This is a genomic window from Nonomuraea ceibae (genome assembly GCF_019396325.1).
Lineage (GTDB): Bacteria > Actinomycetota > Actinomycetes > Streptosporangiales > Streptosporangiaceae > Nonomuraea > Nonomuraea ceibae.
In genome coordinates this window covers 1-21,113 of sequence record NZ_JAHKRO010000098.1, presented here as the reverse complement: position 1 = coordinate 21,113, position 21,113 = coordinate 1, and the positions used below count along the sequence as shown (strand labels likewise).

Annotated in this window: 17 protein-coding genes; 9 read left to right on the top strand and 8 right to left on the bottom strand. The window is 71.9% G+C overall.

Going from position 1 to position 21,113, the window contains the following annotated elements:
* Positions 1 to 93: 93 nt before the first annotated feature.
* A complete protein-coding gene (locus tag KME80_RS38430; protein ID WP_219513510.1) occupies positions 94 to 660 on the bottom strand; it encodes a hypothetical protein in 567 nt (188 codons plus the stop codon).
* Positions 661 to 1,128: 468 nt separating this feature from the next.
* On the opposite strand from KME80_RS38430, the gene KME80_RS38425 reads away from it, so the two are divergent.
* Positions 1,129 to 1,392, top strand: coding sequence for a hypothetical protein (locus tag KME80_RS38425; protein WP_219513508.1), 264 nt, complete (start codon positions 1,129 to 1,131; stop codon positions 1,390 to 1,392).
* A gap of 114 nt (positions 1,393 to 1,506) precedes the next feature.
* On the opposite strand, the gene miaB is transcribed toward KME80_RS38425, so the two are convergent.
* Positions 1,507 to 3,000 carry a tRNA (N6-isopentenyl adenosine(37)-C2)-methylthiotransferase MiaB gene (miaB, locus tag KME80_RS38420; RefSeq protein ID WP_219513506.1) on the bottom strand — a complete coding sequence of 498 codons (1,494 nt, stop codon included), beginning with the start codon at positions 2,998 to 3,000 and terminating at the stop codon, positions 1,507 to 1,509.
* A gap of 173 nt (positions 3,001 to 3,173) precedes the next feature.
* Between miaB and KME80_RS38415 the strand changes: the two genes are divergently transcribed.
* From KME80_RS38415 to KME80_RS38395, 5 genes are all read left to right on the top strand, one after another.
* Positions 3,174 to 3,893 carry an amino acid ABC transporter ATP-binding protein gene (locus KME80_RS38415; RefSeq protein WP_364175373.1) on the top strand — a complete coding sequence of 240 codons (720 nt, stop codon included), beginning with the start codon at positions 3,174 to 3,176 and terminating at the stop codon, positions 3,891 to 3,893.
* A gap of 20 nt (positions 3,894 to 3,913) precedes the next feature.
* Entirely contained in the window at positions 3,914 to 4,771 is an 858-nt protein-coding gene (locus KME80_RS38410) for a glutamate ABC transporter substrate-binding protein (RefSeq protein WP_219513498.1), read from the top strand.
* A gap of 58 nt (positions 4,772 to 4,829) precedes the next feature.
* Positions 4,830 to 5,498 carry an amino acid ABC transporter permease gene (locus KME80_RS38405; protein ID WP_219513496.1) on the top strand — a complete coding sequence of 223 codons (669 nt, stop codon included), beginning with the start codon at positions 4,830 to 4,832 and terminating at the stop codon, positions 5,496 to 5,498.
* Positions 5,495 to 6,388: an amino acid ABC transporter permease gene (locus KME80_RS38400; RefSeq protein ID WP_219513494.1), complete on the top strand. Its 894-nt coding sequence runs from the start codon at positions 5,495 to 5,497 to the stop codon at positions 6,386 to 6,388. The genes KME80_RS38405 and KME80_RS38400 overlap by 4 nt, the downstream gene beginning before the upstream one ends.
* Positions 6,389 to 6,494: 106 nt before the next feature.
* Positions 6,495 to 8,318, top strand: coding sequence for a S9 family peptidase (locus KME80_RS38395; protein ID WP_219513482.1), 1,824 nt, complete (start codon positions 6,495 to 6,497; stop codon positions 8,316 to 8,318).
* On the opposite strand, the gene rny is transcribed toward KME80_RS38395, so the two are convergent.
* The 4 genes from rny to KME80_RS38375 all read right to left on the bottom strand — a co-directional run bounded on the left by rny (position 8,319) and on the right by KME80_RS38375 (position 14,379).
* Positions 8,319 to 9,935: a ribonuclease Y gene (gene rny, locus KME80_RS38390; protein WP_219513480.1), complete on the bottom strand. Its 1,617-nt coding sequence runs from the start codon at positions 9,933 to 9,935 to the stop codon at positions 8,319 to 8,321.
* Positions 9,936 to 10,598: 663 nt separating this feature from the next.
* Complete coding sequence (recX, locus tag KME80_RS38385; RefSeq protein WP_219513598.1) at positions 10,599 to 11,768, bottom strand: recombination regulator RecX; 1,170 nt, start codon at positions 11,766 to 11,768, stop codon at positions 10,599 to 10,601.
* Positions 11,769 to 12,739: 971 nt separating this feature from the next.
* Positions 12,740 to 13,831 carry a recombinase RecA gene (gene recA, locus KME80_RS38380; protein WP_219513467.1) on the bottom strand — a complete coding sequence of 364 codons (1,092 nt, stop codon included), beginning with the start codon at positions 13,829 to 13,831 and terminating at the stop codon, positions 12,740 to 12,742.
* A 194-nt stretch (positions 13,832 to 14,025) separates the two neighbouring features.
* Positions 14,026 to 14,379 carry a YciI family protein gene (locus tag KME80_RS38375; RefSeq protein ID WP_219513458.1) on the bottom strand — a complete coding sequence of 118 codons (354 nt, stop codon included), beginning with the start codon at positions 14,377 to 14,379 and terminating at the stop codon, positions 14,026 to 14,028.
* Positions 14,380 to 14,503: 124 nt separating this feature from the next.
* Here KME80_RS38375 and KME80_RS38370 point away from each other — a divergent pair, with 124 nt between their 5' ends.
* Positions 14,504 to 14,779 (top strand): hypothetical protein, encoded by a 276-nt coding sequence (locus KME80_RS38370; RefSeq protein WP_219513441.1) that lies wholly within the window; start codon positions 14,504 to 14,506, stop codon positions 14,777 to 14,779.
* Here the strand turns inward: KME80_RS38370 and KME80_RS38365 are convergent, their stop codons facing one another.
* Positions 14,780 to 14,974 carry a DUF3046 domain-containing protein gene (locus KME80_RS38365; protein WP_219513439.1) on the bottom strand — a complete coding sequence of 65 codons (195 nt, stop codon included), beginning with the start codon at positions 14,972 to 14,974 and terminating at the stop codon, positions 14,780 to 14,782.
* Between the two features lie 43 nt (positions 14,975 to 15,017).
* On the opposite strand from KME80_RS38365, the gene KME80_RS38360 reads away from it, so the two are divergent.
* Positions 15,018 to 15,212 carry a hypothetical protein gene (locus KME80_RS38360; protein ID WP_219513437.1) on the top strand — a complete coding sequence of 65 codons (195 nt, stop codon included), beginning with the start codon at positions 15,018 to 15,020 and terminating at the stop codon, positions 15,210 to 15,212.
* Positions 15,213 to 15,222: 10 nt separating this feature from the next.
* Here the strand turns inward: KME80_RS38360 and KME80_RS38355 are convergent, their stop codons facing one another.
* A complete protein-coding gene (locus KME80_RS38355; RefSeq protein ID WP_219513434.1) occupies positions 15,223 to 15,711 on the bottom strand; it encodes a VOC family protein in 489 nt (162 codons plus the stop codon).
* Between the two features lie 87 nt (positions 15,712 to 15,798).
* Between KME80_RS38355 and KME80_RS38350 the strand changes: the two genes are divergently transcribed.
* The gene (locus tag KME80_RS38350; protein ID WP_308126100.1) at positions 15,799 to 20,505 is read left to right on the top strand and encodes an ATP-dependent helicase; all 4,707 of its coding nucleotides are present in this window, start codon (positions 15,799 to 15,801) and stop codon (positions 20,503 to 20,505) included.
* Positions 20,506 to 21,113: the final 608 nt, after the last annotated feature.

Here is a 21,113-nt window from a genome sequence, read left to right as displayed (position 1 = left end):
GGAACGGCCGGAAAGGGAAGCGCGGGGCGCGGTCCGGAGGGTGGACGGACGCGGCCCCGCGCTGCCTTCACAGCCCGCGAAGGAGAACCCTGGTCAGCAGCCGTCCTTGGCGCACTGACCGGTCACGCTGCCCGCCGGACCGTCGGCCGGGCTGCTGCCTGCGTCCTCCGAGGGCTTGGGGGCGGTCGTGGGCTTCTTGCCCGTGTTGTCGTCCTTCTTGCCGGCGGAGCCCTTGTCGGAGGAGTTCCCCGTGTTGCCGGTCGTGGCCGTGTTGCCGGAGTCGCCGGCATCGGTGTTGCCCGTGTTGCCGGTGTCGGGGGCCGGGTCGGCGACGTCGCCGACTCCGCCGTCCTCGGCGGGGGCGTCCTCGGCCGGGGCGTCGGTCTTGGCGTCGCCCATCTCGGCCTCCTCCTCGCCGAGCAGCTCCTGCTCCGCGGGGTCGGGGGCGGGCTCGGCCTGTTGCTGCTGCTGGGTCGAGGCGGGGGTCGTGCCTGACGGGCCACCGGTCAGCAGGTAGCCCGCTCCCCCGGCCGCCAGCGCGAGGGCGACGACGGAGGCGGCGATGATCGCGGTCTTCTTGTTGTTCCTGCCTGGCCTGCGACGGCGGTCACCCGGCCCGTCGAGGATCTCCTGGCGATCCGGCTCGGTCGGATCTTGCATGGTTTTACAGCTCCCTGCGGTCGTATCGGGAAAGCTCTCCGGCTTCCGCGGGCGATGGACCACACTAGCCGCAACAGCTGAATGCTCGCGCAACAATCACAAAGGAATCACGACTTGTCCCCCCTTAGATCCATTCGCCCAGGTAGCCGGGGGCGGCTCGCACCCGCCGCCGGCGTGATCGCGGTCCTGGCCGTCGCCGGTCTCGGCATTCTGCTGGCGTTCACCGCCCCGGGGAATCAAGGCCGGAATAGCGCGCCGGAATATGATCAGGAAAAGCCGCTTTTCCATGGATCAAGCGGATCTGTGCGAACTCCCTGGTCATCCCCCGTCCGCCCGGCCCCCTCGGGGACGCCTTCCGAAGGACCGTCGGGGGAGCCGTCGGGGGCGCCTTCAGGCGGGCTCACGTGGGTGCCGTCACCGGGCGTTCCGTCCGGGACCGCGCCTTCGGCGGGGGTCCCGAAAGCAGGCGTGCCCTCGTCCGGAGCGCCCTCGCCGGCCGCCACGACCGGATGGGCGCACGCCGTACCGCCCCCCGCCAGAACCCGGGCCCCGTCGTCCACCCGCCCACCGGCCGCGAAGGCCACCGGCACGCTCCCGGCCCCGGCGACCACCCCGCCGCCGCCCGCGCCGACCCCGGCGTCCACGGCGCGGCTGGGCCCCGACCCGTGCGCGACCTTCCACGACTTCCGCCGCGACCCCTGCTACCGCTTCCTGGACCAGCTCACCCGCTGACCCCCGGCACGTAGGGGCGTCGCGTACGGCGGGCCAAAGCCGGTGGCCTGGCCACCCCGGCACGTACGCCGACGCCCCCGCGCCTGGCTTCGGTGCGGGGGCGTCGCGTATGGCTCAGTGGGTGGAGCAGCCGTTGACCGGCGGCGGAAGAGGGGCGGGGCGGCCGACGGCGGGCATGCCGAGCAGGACGCCGGGCCCCTGCGGCGGGCCGGCCTGGCGGGACTCCCAGGCGTCGCCCGCGCGGGTGCGGCGCACGGCCTTGGGGGCGCCGTCGGCGACGAGGTGGTGCGGGGCGGCGTAGGTGACCTCGACGGTCACCATGTCGCCGGGCCGGGGCGTCCGGTCGCCGACGGCGAAGTGGACGAGCCGGTTGTCGGGGGCGCGCCCGGACAGGCGGCGGGTGGCGTCGTCCTTGCGGCCCTCGCCCTCGGCGACGAGCACTTCCAGGGTGCGGCCGACCTGCTTCTTGTTCTCCTCCCAGGAGATCTCCTCCTGGAGTGCAACCAGCCGCTCGTAACGCTCCTGGACGACCTCCTTGGGGATCTGGTCGTCCATGGTCGCGGCCGGGGTGCCGGGCCGGATGGAGTACTGGAAGGTGAAGGCGTTGGCGAAGCGGCTCTGCCGTACGACGTCGAGGGTCTGCTGGAAGTCGTCCTCGGTCTCGCCGGGGAAGCCGACGATGATGTCGGTGGAGATCGCGGCGTCGGGCATGGCGGCGCGCACCCGCTCGATGATGCCGAGGTAGCGCTCGGCGCGGTAGGAGCGGCGCATCGCCTTGAGCAGGCGCGAGGAGCCCGACTGGAGCGGCATGTGGAGCTGGTGCATCACGTTGGGCGTCTCGGCCATGGCGGCGATGACGTCGTCGGTGAAGGCGGCCGGGTGGGGCGAGGTGAAGCGGACCCGCTCCAGGCCCTCGACGTCGCCGCAGGCGCGCAGCAGCTTGCCGAAGGCGAGCCGGTCGCCGAACTCGACGCCGTAGGTGTTGACGTTCTGGCCGAGCAGCGTGACCTCGAGGACGCCCTGCTCGACGAGCGTGCGGACCTCGGCGAGCACGTCGCCGGGGCGGCGGTCCTTCTCCTTGCCGCGCAGCGACGGCACGATGCAGAACGTGCACGTGTTGTTGCAGCCGACGGAGATGGCCACCCAGGCGGCGTAGGCGGACTCGCGCCTGGTGGGGAGCGTGGAGGGGAAGACCTCCAGCGACTCCTTGAGCTCGACCTGCGCCTCGCCCTCGATGCGGGCGCGCTCCAGCAGCACGGGCAGCGAGCCGATGTTGTGGGTGCCGAAGACCACGTCGACCCACGGCGCCTTGCGGACGATCTCGCCCTGGTCCTTCTGCGCGAGGCAGCCGCCGACGGCGATCTGCATGCGCGGGTTGGACACCTTGGCGGGCCGCAGGTGGCCGAGGTTGCCGTAGAGGCGGTTGTCGGCGTTCTCGCGCACGGCGCACGTGTTGAAGACGACCACGTCGGCGGTCTCGCCGTCGGCCGCGGGCACGTAACCGGCGTCTTCCAGCAGGCCGGACAGCCTCTCGGAGTCGTGCACGTTCATCTGGCACCCGTATGTGCGCACTTGATAGGTGCGGGCGCTCTCCTGGGTCACAGTCATCGCATGTTCAAGGGTAGTCGTTGCGCGGATCGCGACAGCCCTCCGGAGCTAAAAGTCCAGCTTGACGGCACGATGTGACCGGATCGGTACCGGCCGGTTAGTGACCAGCGCCCTTCGTGCCTCTACCGTTTGACTCCATGACGGAGAACGGGGACGTCACTCCACTGGTGCAGATGGAGAACGTCAACAAGCACTTCGGGGCGCTGCACGTCCTGAAGGACATCAACTTGACCGTCTCTCGTGGCGAGGTTCTGGTCGTCATCGGTCCTTCCGGCGGTGGTAAGTCCACGTTGTGCCGGACGATCAACCGGCTGGAGACCATCGACGGCGGGAGGATCGTCTTCGACGGCCAGGTGTTGCCGGCAGAGGGCAAGTCACTGGCGCGGTTGCGGTCCGAAGTCGGCATGGTGTTCCAGTCGTTCAACCTGTTCGCTCACAAGACCATCCGCGAGAACGTCACCCTGGGCCCCGTCAAGGTGCGCGGCCAGGCGAAGGACGCCGCGGACAAGCGGGCGATGGAGCTGCTGGAGCGTGTCGGGATCGCGGCGCAGGCCGACAAGTACCCGGCGCAGCTGTCCGGCGGCCAGCAGCAGCGTGTGGCGATCGCCAGGGCCCTGGCGATGGATCCGAAGATGATCCTGTTCGACGAGCCCACCTCGGCACTGGACCCGGAGATGGTGCAGGAGGTGCTCGACGTCATGATCGGGCTGGCCCGCGACGGGATGACCATGATGGTCGTCACGCACGAGATGGGGTTCGCCCGGCGGGCGGCCAACCGGGTGGTGTTCATGGCCGACGGCCAGATCGTCGAGGAGAACACCCCGGACGAGTTCTTCACCAACGCGCAGACGGATCGGGCGCGCGACTTCCTTTCGAAGATCCTTACGCACTGACGAGCAAGAGGCAGGTACACATGCACATGCGTCGAATGGGAGCGGTGCTGTCCTTTGCGGCGATGGCCGCGGGGCTGGCCGCCTGCGGCGGTGGCGAGACCTATGCGTCCGTGGCCGACAAGGTCGCCGACGGCGGCACCGTGGTGGTCGGCACCAAGTGGGACCAGCCGAGCTTGGGCCTGAAGAAGGGCGCCGAGCCCGAGGGCTTCGACGTCGACGTCGCCAAGGCCGTCCTGAAGGAGATGAACGGCGGCAAGGACGTGGCGATCGAATGGAAGGAGTCGAAGTCCGACAACCGGGAGCCCTTCCTGGCCAACGGCACTGTCGACATCATCTTCGCCACCTACTCCATCACCGAGTCGCGCAAGTCCAAGGTGACGTTCGGCGGCCCGTACGTGATCGCTCACCAGGACGTGATGGTCCGCAAGGACGACACCTCCATCAACACCCCGCAGGACCTGGTCGGCAAGAAGATCTGCAAGGCCGCCGGCTCCAACTCCTACAAGCGGATCACCGACCCGCCGCCGGACGGCGAGCTCGACCTCGACGCCACGACGGTCGACGCGGCCAGCTACTCCGAGTGCATCCAGAAGCTGGGCGGCAACAACCTTGACGCGGTCACGACCGACGACCTGATCCTGGCGGGCTTCGCCAAGCAGGCCGGCGGCAACTTCAAGGTGCTGGGCCAGGGCTTCACCGACGAGAAGTACGGCATCGGCCTGAAGAAGGGCGACACCAAGACGTGTGAGGCCGTGAACAAGGCGGTCCAGTCGCTCTGGCAGAAGGGGACGATGAAGCAGCTCCTGGAGAAGTGGTTCGGGGGCATCGAGGGCCTGAAGGTCTCGACGGAAGCCCCGACCGCCGAGGGTTGCAGCTGATCCTCTCTGAGGCGGCGGCCGGTCTCCCGGCCGCCGCCCTCCTATGTGGTGGAGCACGATGGACGACCTAATCAAGTACGCACCCGAGCTCGCCTTGGGTTTCTGGGAGAATGTCAAGCTCTCGGCCGTGGGCGCGGTCGTCTCCCTGATCCTGGGCACGATCCTCGTGGCGATGCGGGTTTCGCCTACTCCCGTACTCCGAGTCGTGGGCACCTTTTACGTCAACGTGGTGCGTAACACGCCGCTGACACTGGTGCTGGCGTTCTCCGCGCTGGGTCTGAGCGACCAGCTCGGTCTCGTCTTCTCACAGGTGCCGAGGACCAACTCGTTCTGGATCGTCGCCATGGGCCTGTCGGCCTACACCGCGGCGTTCGTGTGCGAGGCTCTGCGTTCCGGCATCAACACGGTGGCGCTCGGCCAGGCGGAGGCGGCGCGGGCGATCGGGCTGACGTTCTCGCAGTCGCTGCGCATGATCATTCTTCCGCAGGCGTTCCGCGCGGTCATCGCGCCGCTCGGCAGCGTCATGATCGCCATGATCAAGAACACCACGGTCGCGACGGCCGGCGGTTATCTCGCCGACGTCGCAGCCACCATGAAGATCGTCTTCGACGACACCGGCGCGTCGATCCCGATCTTCATCGGAATCATCCTCGCCTTCATGGCCCTGACGATGCCGATCGGCTTCTTCACCGGCTGGCTGGCCCGACGTCTGGCGGTGGCCCGATGAGCACCTCGGTCCTCTTCGACACCCCCGGCCCGCGCGGCAGGATCCGCAACCACCTGCTCACGGTGGTCAGCGTCGTGGCGGTGGCGGCGCTCCTCTACTGGGTCTACAGCGGCTTCGACGCCAAGGGCCAGTGGGAAGGGAAGATCTGGGAGCCGTTCCTCCAGGCCGACACCTGGCGCTACTACATCATCCCGGGTCTGATCGGCACGCTCCGTGCGGCCGCGCTGGCCGCGGTGCTCGCGCTCGCGTTCGGCGCCGTCTTCGGCCTGGCCAGGCTCTCCGACCACCGGTGGATCCGGGTCCCGGCGGCCACGGTGGTGGAGGTCTTCCGGGCCATCCCGCTGCTGCTGCTGATCTTCTTCATCTTCTACCTGGCGCCGACGATGTTCGGCTCCGGCGACTACGCCTTCATCGCGGTGGTGCTCGGCCTGACCCTCTACAACGGGTCGGTGCTGGCCGAGGTCGTCCGGGCGGGCGTGCAGGCGGTGCCCAGGGGCCAGTCGGAGGCCGCCTACGCGGTCGGCATGCGCAAGAACCAGGTGATGCGGCTGGTGCTGCTGCCGCAGGCGGTCACGGCGATGATGCCGGCGATCGTGAGCCAGCTCGTGGTGCTGCTCAAGGACACCGCGCTCGGCTACATCATCGCCTACGTCGACCTGCTCAACACCGGCTTCAAGATCCTGCCTGCCGTGTTCTTCGGCTCGCTGATTCCGGCGGCGATCGTCATCGGCGTCATCTACGTGGGGCTCAACCTGCTGCTCAGCTATCTGGCCAACTGGCTGGAGCGCCGCAGCCGGCGCAGCCGCAAGACGTCGGCCGCGCCGATCGCGCCTCCAGGGGCCGAGGCCGTCGGCCTGCGCTCCGGCGGCGGGCTCGACAGCACGGACTAACCGCGCGGACGGGGTCCCGGGTCGACATCCGGGACCCCGCCCATCCGGCGGCCCCATTACCGTGACCTTGACCACGGGCGGCGCGGATTTCCGGCAAGATTCGGTTATGCCCGTCGCATCGTGGCCCTCGCCCATCTCCACCGCCGACGTCGCCCGTGCCGGTGCGCGTGCCGGCTGGCCGCACGCCCTCGACGGGCAGACATGGTGGACGGAGGAGCGGCCCGAGCAGGGCGGCCGCACCACGGTCATGCACCGCGCCGCCGACGGCCGCCACCGTGAGCTGCTGCCCGCGCCGTGGAGCGCCCGCACCCGCGTGCACGAGTACGGCGGCCGCCCCTACACCGTGACGCCCGACGGTGAGCTGATCTTCGCCAACCTGGCCGACCAGCGCCTCTACCTGCGTGACCACACCGGCGCCTGCACCCCGCTCACCCCCGAGGGCGACCGCTACGCCGACCTGCTCGTCCGCGACGGCCACGTGTGGTGCGTGCGCGAACGCCACCGCGACGGCAAGGTCAGCCGGGCCGTCGTGTCCGTCCCGCTGACCGGCGGGCCGGTGCGCGAGCACGTCACCGGCAGCGACTTCTACGCCTTCCCCGCGCTGTCCCCCGACGGCCGCCACCTCGCCTACATCTGCTGGGACCACCCCCGCATGCCGTGGGACGGCACCGAGCTGCGCGTCACCCGGCTGCCCGACGGCCACACCCGCACCCTGCTGGGCGGCCCGTCGGAGTCCGTGCTGGCCCCGAGCTGGCGCGACGACGACACCCTTTACCTGATCTCCGACCGCTCCGGCTGGTGGAACCTGTACGAGACGGGCCTCGACGACATTTCGCCCCGGCCGCTCTGCCCCCGCGACGAGGAGTTCACCGGGCCCCTGTGGAACCTGGGCGGAGCCCCGTACACGATCCTCGCCGACGGCCGGCTCGCGGTCCTGCACGGCCGCGCCGACCTGCGGGCCGGCGTGCTCGACCCGCGCACCGGCGTCCTCACCGACCTGCCGCTCCCCTTCGACGGCTGGGAGCCCTCGCTCAGCGCCGACGGCACGTCCCTCACCGGGATCGCGTACGGGTCCGCGACGCCGCGCACGGTCGTCCGCGTCGACCTCGCCAGCGGCGAGGCCGAGCCGCTCAGGCGCGACGTCGAGCGGTTGCCCGACCCCGCCTACCTGCCCACGCCGCGCCCGGTCGAGCTGCCGGGCATCGGCGTGCACGGCTTCCTGTACGAGCCCGCCAACCCGGTCGAGATCCTCCAGGAGCCGCCCCCGTACGTGATCTTCGTGCACGGCGGGCCGACCGCGCACGCCGGGGTCGCGCTCGACCTGGAGAAGGCGTACTTCACCTCGCGCGGCATCGGCGTGCTCGACCTCAACTACGGCGGCTCCACCGGCTACGGCCGGGCCTACCGCGAGCGGTTGAAGGGCACGTGGGGGCTGGTCGACGTGGACGACACGGTCGCGGCGGCCCGCTGGCTGGCCGCCGAAGGGCTCGCCCAGCCCGGCCGCATCGCGGTGCGCGGCGCCAGCGCCGGCGGCTGGACCGTGATGGCCTCCTGCTGCCGGTCCGGCGAGTTCGCGGGCGGGGTGTCCTACTTCGGGGTCAGCGCGCTCGCCCCGCTGATCGCCCACACGCACGACTTCGAGTCACGCTACGTGGAATGGCTCGTCGGCTCCGACCCCGCCGTCTACGCCGAACGCGAACCGCTCGCCCTCGCCGACGGCGTGACCTGCCCCATGCTGCTCCTGCAAGGGCTCGACGACCCCGTCGTGCCGCCCGAGCAGTCGTCCGCCTTCGCCGACGCCCTGTCCGAACGCGGCGTCCGCTGCACCTACCTCGCCTTCGAAGGCGAGTCGCACGGCTTCCGCCGCACCGAGACCCGCTCCGCAGCGCTGGCCGCCGAACTGGCCTTCTACCAGCAGCTGTTCACCTGATCAGCGCGCGAACTCCGTCGCCCGCGACTCCCGCACCACCGTGATCCGGATCTGCCCCGGATAGGTGAGCTCCTCCTCCACCTGCTTGGCCACGTCGCGGGCGATCACCTGCGCCTGGATGTCGTCGACCCCGTCGGGCTTGACCATCACCCGGATCTCCCGCCCCGCCTGCATGGCGAAGACCTTGTCCACGCCCTCGTACGACTGCGCGATCTCCTCCAGCCGCTCCAGCCGCTTCACGTACGCCTCCAGCGACTCGCGGCGGGCGCCCGGGCGGCTGCCGCTGATCGCGTCGGCCGCCTGCGTCAGCACCGCCTCAACCGTGCGCACCTCGACCTCGTTGTGGTGCGCCTCGATGGCGTGCACCACGTCCTCCTGCTCGCCGTAGCGCCGCGCGATCTCCGCGCCGATCAGCGCGTGACTGCCCTCGACCTCGTGCGTGAGCGCCTTGCCGATGTCGTGCAGCAGGGCGCAGCGCTTCATCAGCGCCTGGTCCATCTTCAGCTCGGCCGCCATGATGCCCGCGATGTGCGCCGACTCGATGAGATGCTTGAGCACGTTCTGCCCGTAGCTGGTGCGATAGCGGAGCTGGCCCAGCAGCAGCGTCAGCTCCGGATGCATGTCGGTGATGCCCAGCTCGACCAGCGCGTCCTCGCCCGCGCGGGCACACAGGTCCTGCACCTCCTGGCGGCTGCGGTCGTGCGCCTCCTCGATCCGCTGCGGATGGATGCGGCCGTCGAGCACCAGCTTCTCCAGCGTCAGCCGGGCCGTCTCCCGGCGCACCGGGTCGAAACACGACAACAACACCGCCTCCGGCGTGTCGTCGATGATCAGGTTGACGCCCGTCGTCGACTCGAACGCCCGGATGTTGCGGCCCTCACGGCCGATGATCCGGCCCTTCATCTCGTCACCCGGCAGATGCAGCACGCTGACCACCGACTCGGCCGTCTGCTCCGCCGCCACCCGCTGCACCGCCAGCGTCACGATCTTCGTGGCGCGTTTCTCGCCCTCCTTGCGGGCCTCGCCCTCGATCTCCCGGATGATCAGCGCGGCCTCACGCTTGGCCTGGTTCTCGATCTCCTTGACCAGCTCGGCCTTCGCCTGCTCGGCCGTGAGGCCCGCGACCCGCTCCAGGATGACCCGCCGCTCCTCCTCGACCCGCAGCAGCTCCTCACGCCGGTCGGCCAGCTCGATCTCCGTCTCGGCCAGCTTGCGGTCACGCTCCGCCTGCCGCCTGGCCTCCTCGTCCAGCCGCTGCTCACGCTCACCCAGGCGGCTCTCCCGCCGCTCCAGATCTGCGCGCAGCTCCTTCAGCTCCGACTTCAGGACCTGGCTCTCCTGCTCCACCTCGCGGCGCATCTGCGCGGCGCTCTCCGCCGCCGCCTCCGACCTGCGCAGGATCTCCTCCGCGTCGGCCTCGGCCCGGTCACGGATCTTGCCGGCCTCCTCGCGGGCCTGCTCCAGCTCGTCCGTGACAGCCTGCTCCTGCTCCGGGGTCAGCTTCTTCTTCGCGGGCGCACCGCCGGACGTCCGGCGTACGACGATGTAGAGGGCGCTCATCATCCCGCACGTCAGCGCCACGACCGCCACCGACAGCACCACGACCAGCGGCCCCATGTGCGCCCCGCCCTCCTCGCGTCGTCAACACCCACAAACGCGGCCCTCGCCCAGGAGGGTCACGGGCGCGGCACGGAAAGCCCGATCGGCGTCGTCACCAGGACCGATATCAAGCCAAGGCACATCGGGCGCCGACACCCGCAGCCGGCACCTCGCCTGCCTCGATCACTCAAACTCGTAAGTCCGTCGTTCACCGGTATGGCAATCCGCACTGCGCGGAGTAACTCCTCACTGCCGTCGAGGTTATGCGTCGAACAGGTCACGAGCAAGCAAACGCGTTATCAAGCGTGTCTTACGCTCGCATCCGCCGTGCGTGAACACCTCGGGACACACCGCCCTCCCTACCGCTGGTGGACCCCTCGATCCGGCACCGCCCTCACGGCCGGCTCTCTGGCGCCCGGAGCCCCCGGAGCCCCGACGGCACCACACGCCACGCCCATCCGGATCACCGCCCGCACGGGTCGCCATCTGTCCGGGTCACCGTCCTTGACGGTCACCGCCCGTACGGGGTCACCGCCCGTACGGGGTCACCGTCCGTACGGGGTCACCACCCGTACGGGGTCACCACCCATACGGGCAGCCATTCGAACGGGTCACCATTCGTACGGGCAGCTCCCTGCAGCCAGCCGTCCATACGGACAGCCGTCCACCCGCGTGGACGTCCTACGGGTAGTCGTCCTCCATCTCGATGCCCTCCTGTTCGAGGGCCTCGCGGACCACGCGGAACGCCAGGCCGGACGGGTAACCCTTCCTGGCGAGCATGCCGGCCAGGCGGCGAGTGCGGGCCTTGGGGTCCAGGGACCGCGTACTGGCGAGCTTGCGCTCCACCAGGCGGCGGGCCGTTTCCAGCTCCTGGTCGGGGTCCAGGCGCTCGACGGCCTCGTTGACGGTCTCGGAGTCAACGCCCCGATGGCGCAGCTCGGCGGCCAGGGCGCGCTTGGCCAGGCCCCGGCCGTGGTGCCGGGAGTCGACCCACGCTTCGGCGAACGCCTCGTCGTTGATGAGCCCCAGCTCGGAGAACCGGTCGAGCACCGTCTCGGCGGCCTCATCCGGTACGTTCCGCTTGCGGAGGGCTTCGGCCAGCTGGGCGCGCGTCTTGGGAGCCATCGTGAGCAGCCGCAGGCAGATGGCCCGGGCTACCGACTCGGGATCGGCATGCGGGGTCGTACCTGCTGGTGAGTCCTGATCCGGGCCGTCAGGCAGCCAACCGCGCCCGGCCCCACGCCCACCGCCGCCTGCAGCACCCCGCCCGGAGCGCCGCCCCTTCCCGTACCGACCCTTTCCTCCCGAACGACGCCCCTTCCCCGAGCCCCACTCCCCGGGCTCCTCGGGCCGGCCCTCGTCCGATCCCCCGCCCTCGAACAGCCCACCGAACGCCGCCTCTACCCGCTCACCGGACCCCGCGCCGGGGTTCTGGGCAATGGAGGGTGAGGGCTCGGGTTCCGTACGCTCGAACGGAGGTGCGGGCTCGGCGGCAGTGGGAGCCGGCGGAGGCTCCGGCTCGGCCTCACGGGGCACGAACGGGGGTGGCTCCGAACTGTCGGACGTGAACGAAAGCCCAGGCTCAGGCCCGACTTCCCCAGGCTGAGCCCCGACCGGCTCGGTTCCCGCAAGGTCGGATCCGACAGGCTCGGGTCCCGCAGAATCGGATCCCGCGAGGTCGGGTCCCGCAGAATCGGATCCCGCGAGGTCGGGTCCCGCAGAATCGGACCCTACGGGCTCGCCCGCAGCGTCGGACCCCGCAGGGCCGGACCCCGCAGCGTCGGACCCGACAAGCCCAAGTCCCCTAGCGTCGGGCGCCACAGGCTCAGAACCGACAGGCTCGGGGCCCATGGGCTCAGAACCGGCAGGCTCGGTGGGCCCGGAACCGGTGGGCTCAAAACCGGCAGGGTCGGGTTCGGGTGGCTTGGAGTCGGCGAACTCGAATTGAGGTGGCTCGGTGAAGGACACCGACGCCGTGGGCGCTTCCCAGGGGGCGGGCTCCGGACGATCCCCCGCAGACGCCGCATCGCCCGACCCGAAGAACGGGTGCGCCGTCCCGGGGAACGCCGCCGCCTCTGACTGCGGAGCGGCCGAATCCGGTTCCGGGGACGATGGGGCAGCCGATCGGGAGCGGCGCAGTTCCTGCCACTCGTCCGGCGACGGCCAACCGCCACCGGCACGCTCGTCGCGCCCATCACCGAACCGTCGGCGGCCACCGCTGCGGTTATCGTCACCCTGCGACCAGCCACCGCCACTGCCACCACCACTGCCACCGCCCGGTGACCAGGCACCGCTGCCACCCGGCGCCCAGCCGGTGTCGCGGCCACTGTCTGATGACCGGCCGGCGTTGCGGTCGGAGTCCGCCCAGGGACCGTCACCGTTGCGAGAACCGCGCGACGAACCGCCTGGGGTGCCGGTCGGGTCGTCGGAGGCACCACGGCCACGGCCCGTAAGTCGGCCACCTCGACGGCCCGAGGTCGTCGAACGCCCAGAACGGCCACGCCCGGAGGCCCGGGACGACGGGGCATCCAGGGCGGAGGCATCGGCACCTGAGGCACCGGCCCCTGGGACACCGGCACCCCGAGCGTCGGCACTCAGACCGTCGGCACCTCGGGCGCCGACGCCCGAACCCCCGACGCCCGAAGCGCCCGCGCCCTGGTCGTCGAGGCCCTGGGGGTCGGTGGGGCGGGTTAGGCCGCCCGGGGCGAGGCGGGTGGGTTTGCGACGGCGGCGGGGTGGGGTGGTGGGGAGGTCGGGCCAGGCGCCCCAGTCTCTGGAGTGGGGCGCCTGGTCCGGATCCTTGTCACTCATGCGGCGACCGATCAGACGTCACCGGGCTTCGGCGTGGACTTGGAGCCACGGCCGGTGGGAGCCGGTGCGGCGGCGGCCGCGGGGGCGGGCTCCGCCGGGGTGTCGAGGCGGGGGCCGACGCCGAGCTTGTCCTTGATCTTCTTCTCGATCTCGTTGGCCATGTCGGGGTGGTTCTTCAGGAAGTTGCGGGCGTTCTCCTTGCCCTGGCCGAGCTGGTCGCCCTCGTAGGTGTACCAGGCTCCGGACTTGCGGACGAAGCCGTGCTCGACGCCCATGTCGATGAGGCCGCCCTCGCGGGAGATGCCGACGCCGTAAAGGATGTCGAAGTCGGCGACGCGGAAGGGCGGCGCCATCTTGTTCTTCACGACCTTGACGCGGGTGCGGTTGCCGACCGCCTCGGTGCCGTCCTTGAGGGTCTCGATGCGGCGGATGTCCATGCGGACGGAGGCGTAGAACTTCAGCGCCTTGCCGCCCGTCGTGGTCTCGGGCGAGCCGAACATGACGCCGATCTTCTCGCGGAGCTGGTTGATGAAGATGGCGGTGGTGCCGGTGCTGCTGAGGGCGCCGGCGACCTTGCGCAGGGCCTGGGACATCAGGCGGGCCTGGAGGCCGACGTGGCTGTCGCCCATCTCGCCCTCGATCTCGGCCTTGGGCACCAGGGCGGCCACCGAGTCGATGACGATGATGTCGACGGCGCCGGACCTGATCAGCATGTCGGCGATCTCCAGCGCCTGCTCGCCCGTGTCGGGCTGGGAGACCAGCAGCGCGTCGGTGTCGACGCCGAGCTTCTTGGCGTATTCGGGGTCGAGGGCGTGCTCGGCGTCGATGAAGGCGGCGATGCCGCCCGCGCGCTGGGCATTGGCCACCGCGTGCAGGGCGACCGTGGTCTTACCGGAGGATTCCGGGCCGTAGATCTCGACGATCCTGCCGCGCGGCAGGCCGCCGATGCCGAGGGCCACGTCCAGGGAGATCGACCCGGTCGGGATCACCTCGATGGGGGCTCGGGCGTCATCGCCCAGGCGCATCACGGACCCCTTGCCGAACTGCCGCTCGATCTGAGCGAGCGCGGTCTCGAGGGCCTTCTCGCGGTCGTTGATTGCCATGGGAACTCCCCCTGGAGAGTCTTGGGTCCGAACAGTCGAGTGAAAGCTATGGCCTGCCACCGACATTTTTGGCCGCCGCCGGGGAAGAAGTGGCCCGGCGAGGTCCATGGTAGCCGAACGACTGTTCGATCACACGCCGAACGCGCCGTCACGGGCCCGGCGGGTTCGGGCTCACCCGCCGGACGCGTCCCAGCTCATGGGCCCGGCGCGTCCCAGATCGGGCGGATCTCGATGCCGGCGCCGATGGGGCAGTGGCGGGCGAGCTCTTCCGCCTCGTCGAGGTCGGCGCATTCGACCAGGTAGAAGCCCGCCAGCTCGTGCCGCAGCGGGACGAACGGCCCGTCGGCGGCGACCGGCGGCTCCCCGGGCGGGCCGGGGCGCAGCGTGCGGGCCGCCGGGTGCAGCGCCTCGCCGGTGAACGGGACGCCGCGCTCTCTCAGATGGCGCGCGAACGCCTCGTGCTCGGCGAGCGCGGCCGTCATCCCGGCCTCCGTGACGGACTCCGCGTAGCCCTCCGGGTCGAACAGCAGCAAAGCGAACCTCATCATCGTGCCTCCTCGAAGAGTCTCTTCACGAAGCATGACGAACGGGCCGGTCCGCGATTCGACAGGGACGTGTTGTCAGCGGCTGTGAGCTGGGGAGACTCACAGGGAGACGTCAGGAGGCCGCGACGTGGCGAGCGCGTACACCGGGGAACGGCGCACCCATCTGGAGGCCCTCGCCGCGCTGCTGAAGGGCCAGGGGCTGGTGAGCCGGCTGGTCGGCGGCGACGAACCGGTGCTGTGGACGTGGCATCCGCGTTCGGGACGGCGCACGCTGGTCTTCGCCACCCCGTCGCGGCAGGGCTGGCAGTTCCTGTGGTCGCCCGGCGGGCTGCACGACGCCGAAGATCCGGAAGGGGCCGCCGACAAGCTGAGGGACGCGCTGGAGGCGCCGGAGGCCGAGTGATCAGCGGAGCCGGGGAGAGACGTCCTCCACCTGGCAGACCGCCCGCCAGACCGACTTGGCGCTCTCGCCGTCGGCCAGCGCCTGCACGACGGTGCGGCCGTCGAGCGGGGCCAGCACGTAGTCACGCGCCCACGACTCGGCGTAGGCGTCGCCGAAGTGCTCGCGCATCCGTCTCCAAAACTCGGTCAGGCGCATCACCCAAGTATGGGACGCCCCCGGGAGTGGGTAGGACATCCCCATGCCGAAGACCCCCAAGTCCTCACCCCCCAGATCCGCCAAGGTCAAGGCCAACAAGGCCAGGCGGCGCCGGTTACAGCTCGACCGGCGGCTCGCCGTACGGAAGGAGAAGGAAGAGCGTGCCGAGAGGCACGCGGGCATCAGGCAGGAACCGCGTGCGGGCACGCCGCGCACGCGCAGGGCGTCGCGCCGCTAGCCGTACCGGGTCAGAGCACGCGTGCGCCGTACATCTCCCCGAGGTGGTCGGCGAGCAGCTCCAGCCGGGCGCCGTCGGGGTCCTTGAAGTAGATGGAGGCACCGCTCTCGATCTGGTGCGGCACGCCGGCCGCCTCCAGCTTCCCGCGCAGCCGCTCCCAGGTGGCGGGGTCGACGGAGATCGCCACGTGGTGCAGGCCGCCGAACACCTCAAGGTACGGGCCGAGGTCGAGGCCGGGGAAGTCGAAGAACGCCAGCAGGTTTCCGTTGCCAAGGTCGAAGAAGAAGTGGCTGGAGCCCTCGTAGTCGCGGTTCTCGAAGATCTCGGTGAGCGGGAACTCCAGCAGTTCCTGGTAGAACTTGACGGTGCGCTCCACGTCCGACGAGACCAGGGCGATGTGATGCAGGCCGCGGGCGCTGCTCGACGGACGGTGCGGTAAGACGTACCGTTCGCGGATCTCCTCGCGGCGAGCCTCCAGGGCTGCGTTGTCGATGGTCACGGTCGGTGTATGTCCGCTGAGCGGCCGCTCAATCACGCGGCGCGGGGCGAAGCGTTTTCTGTCGGTGCGGCGAGGCAGTATGAGCGCGTGAGCTCGCTCGACCACTTCAGCCAGGTGACCAGGCAATGGTTCGCCGGGGCGTTCGCCGCGCCCACCGCCGCCCAGGACGGCGCGTGGGAGTCGATCGCGCGCGGTGACAACACGCTCGTGGTCGCGCCCACGGGTTCCGGCAAGACGCTGGCGGCCTTCCTGTGGTCGCTCGACCGGCTGGCCGCCGAGCCGTCCGAGGGCGGCGGCACCAAGGTCGTGTACGTGTCGCCGCTCAAGGCGCTGGCCGTCGACGTGGAGCGCAACCTGCGCGCGCCGCTGGCCGGGCTCAAGCAGACGGCGCGGCGGCTGGGGCTGCCGGTGCCGGAGATCTCGGTGGCGATCCGCTCGGGCGACACGCCCGCCGAGGACCGGCGGCGGTTCGCGGCCCGGCCGTCCGACATCCTGATCACCACGCCCGAGTCGCTGTTCCTGCTGCTCACCAGCCAGGCGCGGGAGGCGCTGCGCGGCGTGCGCACGGTGATCGTCGACGAGGTGCACGCGGTGGCGGCGACCAAGCGCGGCGCCCATCTGGCGCTCACGCTGGAGCGGCTCGACGCGCTGCTGGAGCGGCCCGCCCAGCGGGTGGGGCTGTCGGCGACGGTGCGGCCGGTGAGCGAGGTCGCGGCGTTCCTCGGTGGCTCCCGCCCGGCGACGGTGGTGCAGCCGCCGTCCGACAAGGTGATCGAGGTCGAGGTCGTCGTCCCGGTGGAGGACATGACGGAGGTGGAGTCCCGCCCGCCCGACGCGGAGAACCTCGCGCCCGACCCGGCGAACCGGTCGATCTGGCCGCATGTGGAAGACCGGCTGTTCGACCTGATCGAGGCGCATTCGTCCACGATCGTGTTCGCCAACTCGCGGCGGCTGGCCGAACGCCTCTGCACCCGGCTCAACGAGCTGGCCTACGGCCGGCAGCAGGGCGCCGAGGCCGTCGACCTGTCGATCTGGGAGACGGGGCCGCCGCGCGTGCCCGCCGAGGTGATGGCGCAGGCGGGGGCGAGCAAGGGCGTGGTCACCGAGATCGTGCGCGCCCACCACGGCTCGGTGTCCAAGCAGGAGCGGGCGCAGATCGAGGAGGCGCTCAAGTCCGGGCGGCTGCCGGCCGTGGTCGCCACCTCCAGCCTGGAGCTGGGCATCGACATGGGCGCGGTCGACCTGGTCGCGTGCGTGGAGGCACCGCCGAGCGTGGCCAGCGGGCTGCAGCGCATCGGCCGGGCCGGTCACCAGGTGGGCGCGGTGTCCAAGGGCGTGATCTTCCCCAAATACCGCGGCGACCTCGTGCAGACGGCCGTGGTCGCCGAGCGGATGAAGAGCGGCCTCATCGAGGAGCTGCGCTATCCGCGTAATCCGCTCGACGTGCTGGCCCAGCAGATCGTCGCGATGACCGCGCTCGACGAGTGGACCGTCGACGAGCTGGAGGCCGTGGTCAAGCGGGCGGCCCCCTACTCGACGCTGCCCAGGAGCGCGCTGGAGGCGACGCTCGACATGCTGGCCGGCCGCTATCCGAGCGAGGAGTTCGCCGAGCTGCGTCCGCGCATCGTGTGGGACCGGGTGACGGGCACCCTCCAGGGCCGCCCCGGCGCGCAGCGGCTGGCCGTCACCAACGGCGGGACCATCCCCGACCGGGGCCTGTTCGGCGTCTTCCTCGTGGGCGAGAAGGCGTCCCGGGTGGGCGAGCTCGACGAGGAGATGGTGTACGAGTCGCGCGTCGGCGACGTGTTCGTGCTGGGCGCGACGTCATGGCGGATCGAGGACATCACCGCCGACCGGGTGCTCGTCTCGCCCGCGCCGGGGCAGCCGGGCAAACTGCCGTTCTGGCACGGCGACACGCCCGGCCGTCCCGCCGAGCTGGGCAAGGCCATCGGCGGGTTCCTGCGCGAGCAGGCCGCCCAGGAGTCGCCCGACCGGCTGCGCGAGGCCGGGCTCGACCCCTACGCCACCGCCAACCTGCTGGCCTACCTGCGCGAGCAGCGCGAGGCCACCGGCTACGTGCCCGACGACCGGACCCTGCTGGTCGAGCGCTTCCACGACGAGCTGGGCGACTGGCGGGTCGTCATCCACTCCCCCTACGGCGCGCGGGTGCACGCCCCGTGGGCGCTGGCGATCAACCGGCGGCTGCGCGAGCGCTACGGCGTCGACGTGCAGGCCGTGCACTCCGACGACGGCATCGTGCTGCGCATCCCTGACACGCTGGCCGAGCCGCCGACCGACGTGGCCGCCTTCGACGCCGACGAGATCGAGCAGATCGTCACCGAGGAGCTGGGCGGGTCGGCGCTGTTCGCCTCCCGGTTCCGGGAGTGCGCGGGGCGGGCGCTGCTGCTGCCGCGCCGCGTCCCCGGCCGCCGCAGCCCGCTGTGGCAGCAGCGCCAGCGGGCCGCCCATCTGCTCGGCGTCGCCTCCCAGTACGCCTCGTTCCCGATCGTGCTGGAGACGATGCGCGAGTGCCTTCAGGACGTGTTCGACGTGCCGGGGCTGGTGGCGCTGATGCGCGACCTGGCGGCGCGGCGGGTGCGGCTGGTGGAGGTGGAGACGTCGCAGGCGTCGCCGTTCGCCGCGTCGCTGCTGTTCCACTACGTGGGCGCGTTCATGTACGAGGGCGACGCGCCGCTGGCCGAGCGGCGGGCGCAGGCGCTGGCCCTCGACACGACGCTGCTGGCCGAGCTGCTCGGCCAGGCCGACCTGCGCGAGCTGCTCGACCCCGACGTGATCGCCGACACCGAGCGGGAGCTGGCGCGGCTCGACCGGCCGCTGCGCGACCCGGAGGACCTCGCCGACCTGCTCCGCTCGCACGGGCCGCTGCTCGCGCCCGACGTGAGCGTACGCGGCGGCGACCCGGCCTGGCTGGAGGAGCTGGAGCGGGCGCGGCGGGCGATTCGCGTACGGATCGCGGGCGAGACGCAGTGGGCCGCGATCGAGGACGCCTCCCGCATGCGCGACGCGCTCGGGGCGCCGCTGCCCGTGGGCATCCCCCACGTGTTCCTGGAGCCGGTCGCCGACCCGCTGGCCGACCTGGTGGCGCGGCACGCGCGCACCCGGGGGCCGTTCCACGCCTCCACGGCCGCCGAACGGTTCGGGCTGGGCGTGGCCGTGGTGACCGACGCGCTGCGCCGGCTGGCCGTGCCCGGGCGGGTGGTCAGCGGCGAGTTCCGGCCCGGCGGGCGGGGCGAGGAGTGGTGCGACGCCGGAGTGCTGCGCACGCTGCGGCGCAGGTCGCTGGCCAGGCTGCGCAAGGAGGTCGAGCCGGTCTCGGCGGAGACGCTGGCCACGTTCCTGCCCGCGTGGCACGGCATCACCGGATCCCGGGGCGCCGCCCGCGCCGGCGGCTCCGGCGGCACGGCGCGGGCGATGGACTCGCTCGTACGGGCCGTCGAGCTGCTGCAAGGAGCCGCGGTTCCCGCCTCGGCGCTGGAGACGCTGGTGCTGCCGGCGCGGGTGCCCGGCTACCATCCGGCGCTGCTCGACGAGCTGACCTCCTCCGGCGAGGTGATGTGGGTGGGGCAGGGGGCCCTGCCGGGCGGCGACGGGTGGGTGTCGCTCTACTTCGCCGACACCGCGCCGCTGCTGCTGGCCGAGCCCGCCGAGATCACCATGACGCCGGTGCACGAACAGGTGCTGGAGGCGCTCGGCGGCGGCGGGGCGCTGTTCTTCCGCGGGCTGTCCGACCGGCTCGGGTCGCTCGACGACTCCACGCTGGCCGCGGCGCTGTGGGACCTGGTGTGGTCGGGGCAGGTGTCGGGCGACACGCTCGCGCCACTGCGGGCCGCGCTCGGGTCCGGACGGCCCGCGCACCGGCCCGCGACCAGGCGGCGGCGGGCGGTGCTGCCCAGCCGGAGCGGGCCGCCGACCGTGGGCGGGCGCTGGTGGCTGCTCCCCGAGCCCGCCGCCGACGCCACCCAGCGGGCCCAGGCCCAGGCCGAGGCGCTGCTCGAACGGCACGGGGTGGTGACGCGCGGCGCGGTCACGGCGGAACGGCTGCCTGGCGGGTTCACGCCGATCTACCAGGTGCTGCGGGCGTACGAGGAGAGCGGGCGGTGCCGGCGGGGCTACTTCGTCGAAGGGCTCGGCGGGGCGCAGTTCGCCCTCCCGGGGGCGGTCGACCGGATGCGCGCCATGTCCCCGAGCCTCACCTCCCCGACAGCCTCCCTGTCGGGGGGTGAGGTGTACGGGGGTGGGGTGGGAACGCCCACGGATTCGGCTTCGTACGGAGGCGGGCCTTGGGAAGGGGCGCCGTCCGGCGAGCCGGGGTCCGGGCGCGCCCCGGCGGGTGCTGCTTGGGCGGCCTCGTCGGGGGCGGCCTCCTCAGGGGCGGCCTCGTCCCGGACGGGGGAAGCCGGGCGGGGGCGGCAGGCGGTGGTGCTGGCGGCGGCGGACCCGGCCAACCCGTACGGGGCCGCGCTGGGGTGGCCGGCGCATCCGGGGGAAGTCGGGCACAAGCCGGGCCGGAAGGCGGGGGCGCTGGTGGTGCTGGTCGACGGTTACCTGGTGCTCTACGTCGAGCGGGGCGGCAAGACGCTGCTGTCGTTCGCCGACGGGGAGCGGTTGCAGCCCGCCGTCGACGCCTTGGCGTTGGCTGTGCGTGACGGGGCGCTGGGCAAGCTGACGGTGGAGCGGGCCGACGGGGAGCCGATCGTCGACTCGCCCCTCGCAGCGGCCCTGGAGGAAGCGGGCTTCCACCCAACCCCCCGCGGCCTCCGCCTACGAGCCTGACCGAGGCGCCGACCACGGGTGCCGACCCTCGCGGGGCGACGGGCCGTACAGGGTGGCGCGCCGCACGGGGTGATAGGCCCACGGGGTTGCGCGCCGCACGGGGTGACGGGCCGCACGGGGTGGCGCGCCGCACGGGGTGACGGCCGCTCACTGGGGGCGGCGCATAGGTGACGGGACCCGCGGGGTTGCGGCACGCAAGGTAGTGGGGGCAGGCGGCGGGGTGGTGGGGCCGCCCCCGGAGGGCGGTATGTCCGGAGGTCGGGGCGTGCCCGAAGGTGGGCGCGCCTGGTGGCGATGGCACGCCGAGGTCGCGGCACGCCCGCACGGGTGGCACGGCTGGAGACGGCGCACGCCCGGGGCGGTGGTGGCACGTCCGGACGTGGCGACGCGCCTGGTGACGGCGCGCCCGGGGGCGGTGGCACGCCGGGGGTGGCGGCATGGCCGGAAGTGGCGGCGCACCCCGAGGTTGCGACGCACCCCGAGGTGGCGGCGCCCCCGGACATGGCGGCGTGCCCGGACGTGGGGGCCTCACCGGCGCCCGGGGCTCGGGGGCCGGGCGCCGGTGGGGTGAGGGGCCTTCGGGGTGCGGGACTCCGTTGGGCCGGGGG

Excerpts from the sequence above, each read along its gene's own strand:
- KME80_RS38430 (WP_219513510.1), bottom strand. The coding sequence starts at position 660 with ATGCAAGATCCGACCGAGCCGGATCGCCAGGAGATCCTCGACGGGCCG.
- miaB (WP_219513506.1), bottom strand. The coding sequence starts at position 3,000 with ATGACTGTGACCCAGGAGAGCGCCCGCACCTATCAAGTGCGCACATAC.
- KME80_RS38415 (WP_364175373.1), top strand. The coding sequence starts at position 3,174 with ATGGAGAACGTCAACAAGCACTTCGGGGCGCTGCACGTCCTGAAGGAC.
- KME80_RS38410 (WP_219513498.1), top strand. The coding sequence starts at position 3,914 with ATGCACATGCGTCGAATGGGAGCGGTGCTGTCCTTTGCGGCGATGGCC.
- KME80_RS38405 (WP_219513496.1), top strand. The coding sequence starts at position 4,830 with ATGGACGACCTAATCAAGTACGCACCCGAGCTCGCCTTGGGTTTCTGG.
- KME80_RS38400 (WP_219513494.1), top strand. The coding sequence starts at position 5,495 with ATGAGCACCTCGGTCCTCTTCGACACCCCCGGCCCGCGCGGCAGGATC.
- KME80_RS38395 (WP_219513482.1), top strand. The coding sequence starts at position 6,495 with ATGCCCGTCGCATCGTGGCCCTCGCCCATCTCCACCGCCGACGTCGCC.
- rny (WP_219513480.1), bottom strand. The coding sequence starts at position 9,935 with ATGGGGCCGCTGGTCGTGGTGCTGTCGGTGGCGGTCGTGGCGCTGACG.
- recX (WP_219513598.1), bottom strand. The coding sequence starts at position 11,768 with ATGGGCCCCGAGCCTGTCGGTTCTGAGCCTGTGGCGCCCGACGCTAGG.
- recA (WP_219513467.1), bottom strand. The coding sequence starts at position 13,831 with ATGGCAATCAACGACCGCGAGAAGGCCCTCGAGACCGCGCTCGCTCAG.
- KME80_RS38375 (WP_219513458.1), bottom strand. The coding sequence starts at position 14,379 with ATGATGAGGTTCGCTTTGCTGCTGTTCGACCCGGAGGGCTACGCGGAG.
- KME80_RS38365 (WP_219513439.1), bottom strand. The coding sequence starts at position 14,974 with ATGCGCCTGACCGAGTTTTGGAGACGGATGCGCGAGCACTTCGGCGAC.
- KME80_RS38360 (WP_219513437.1), top strand. The coding sequence starts at position 15,018 with ATGCCGAAGACCCCCAAGTCCTCACCCCCCAGATCCGCCAAGGTCAAG.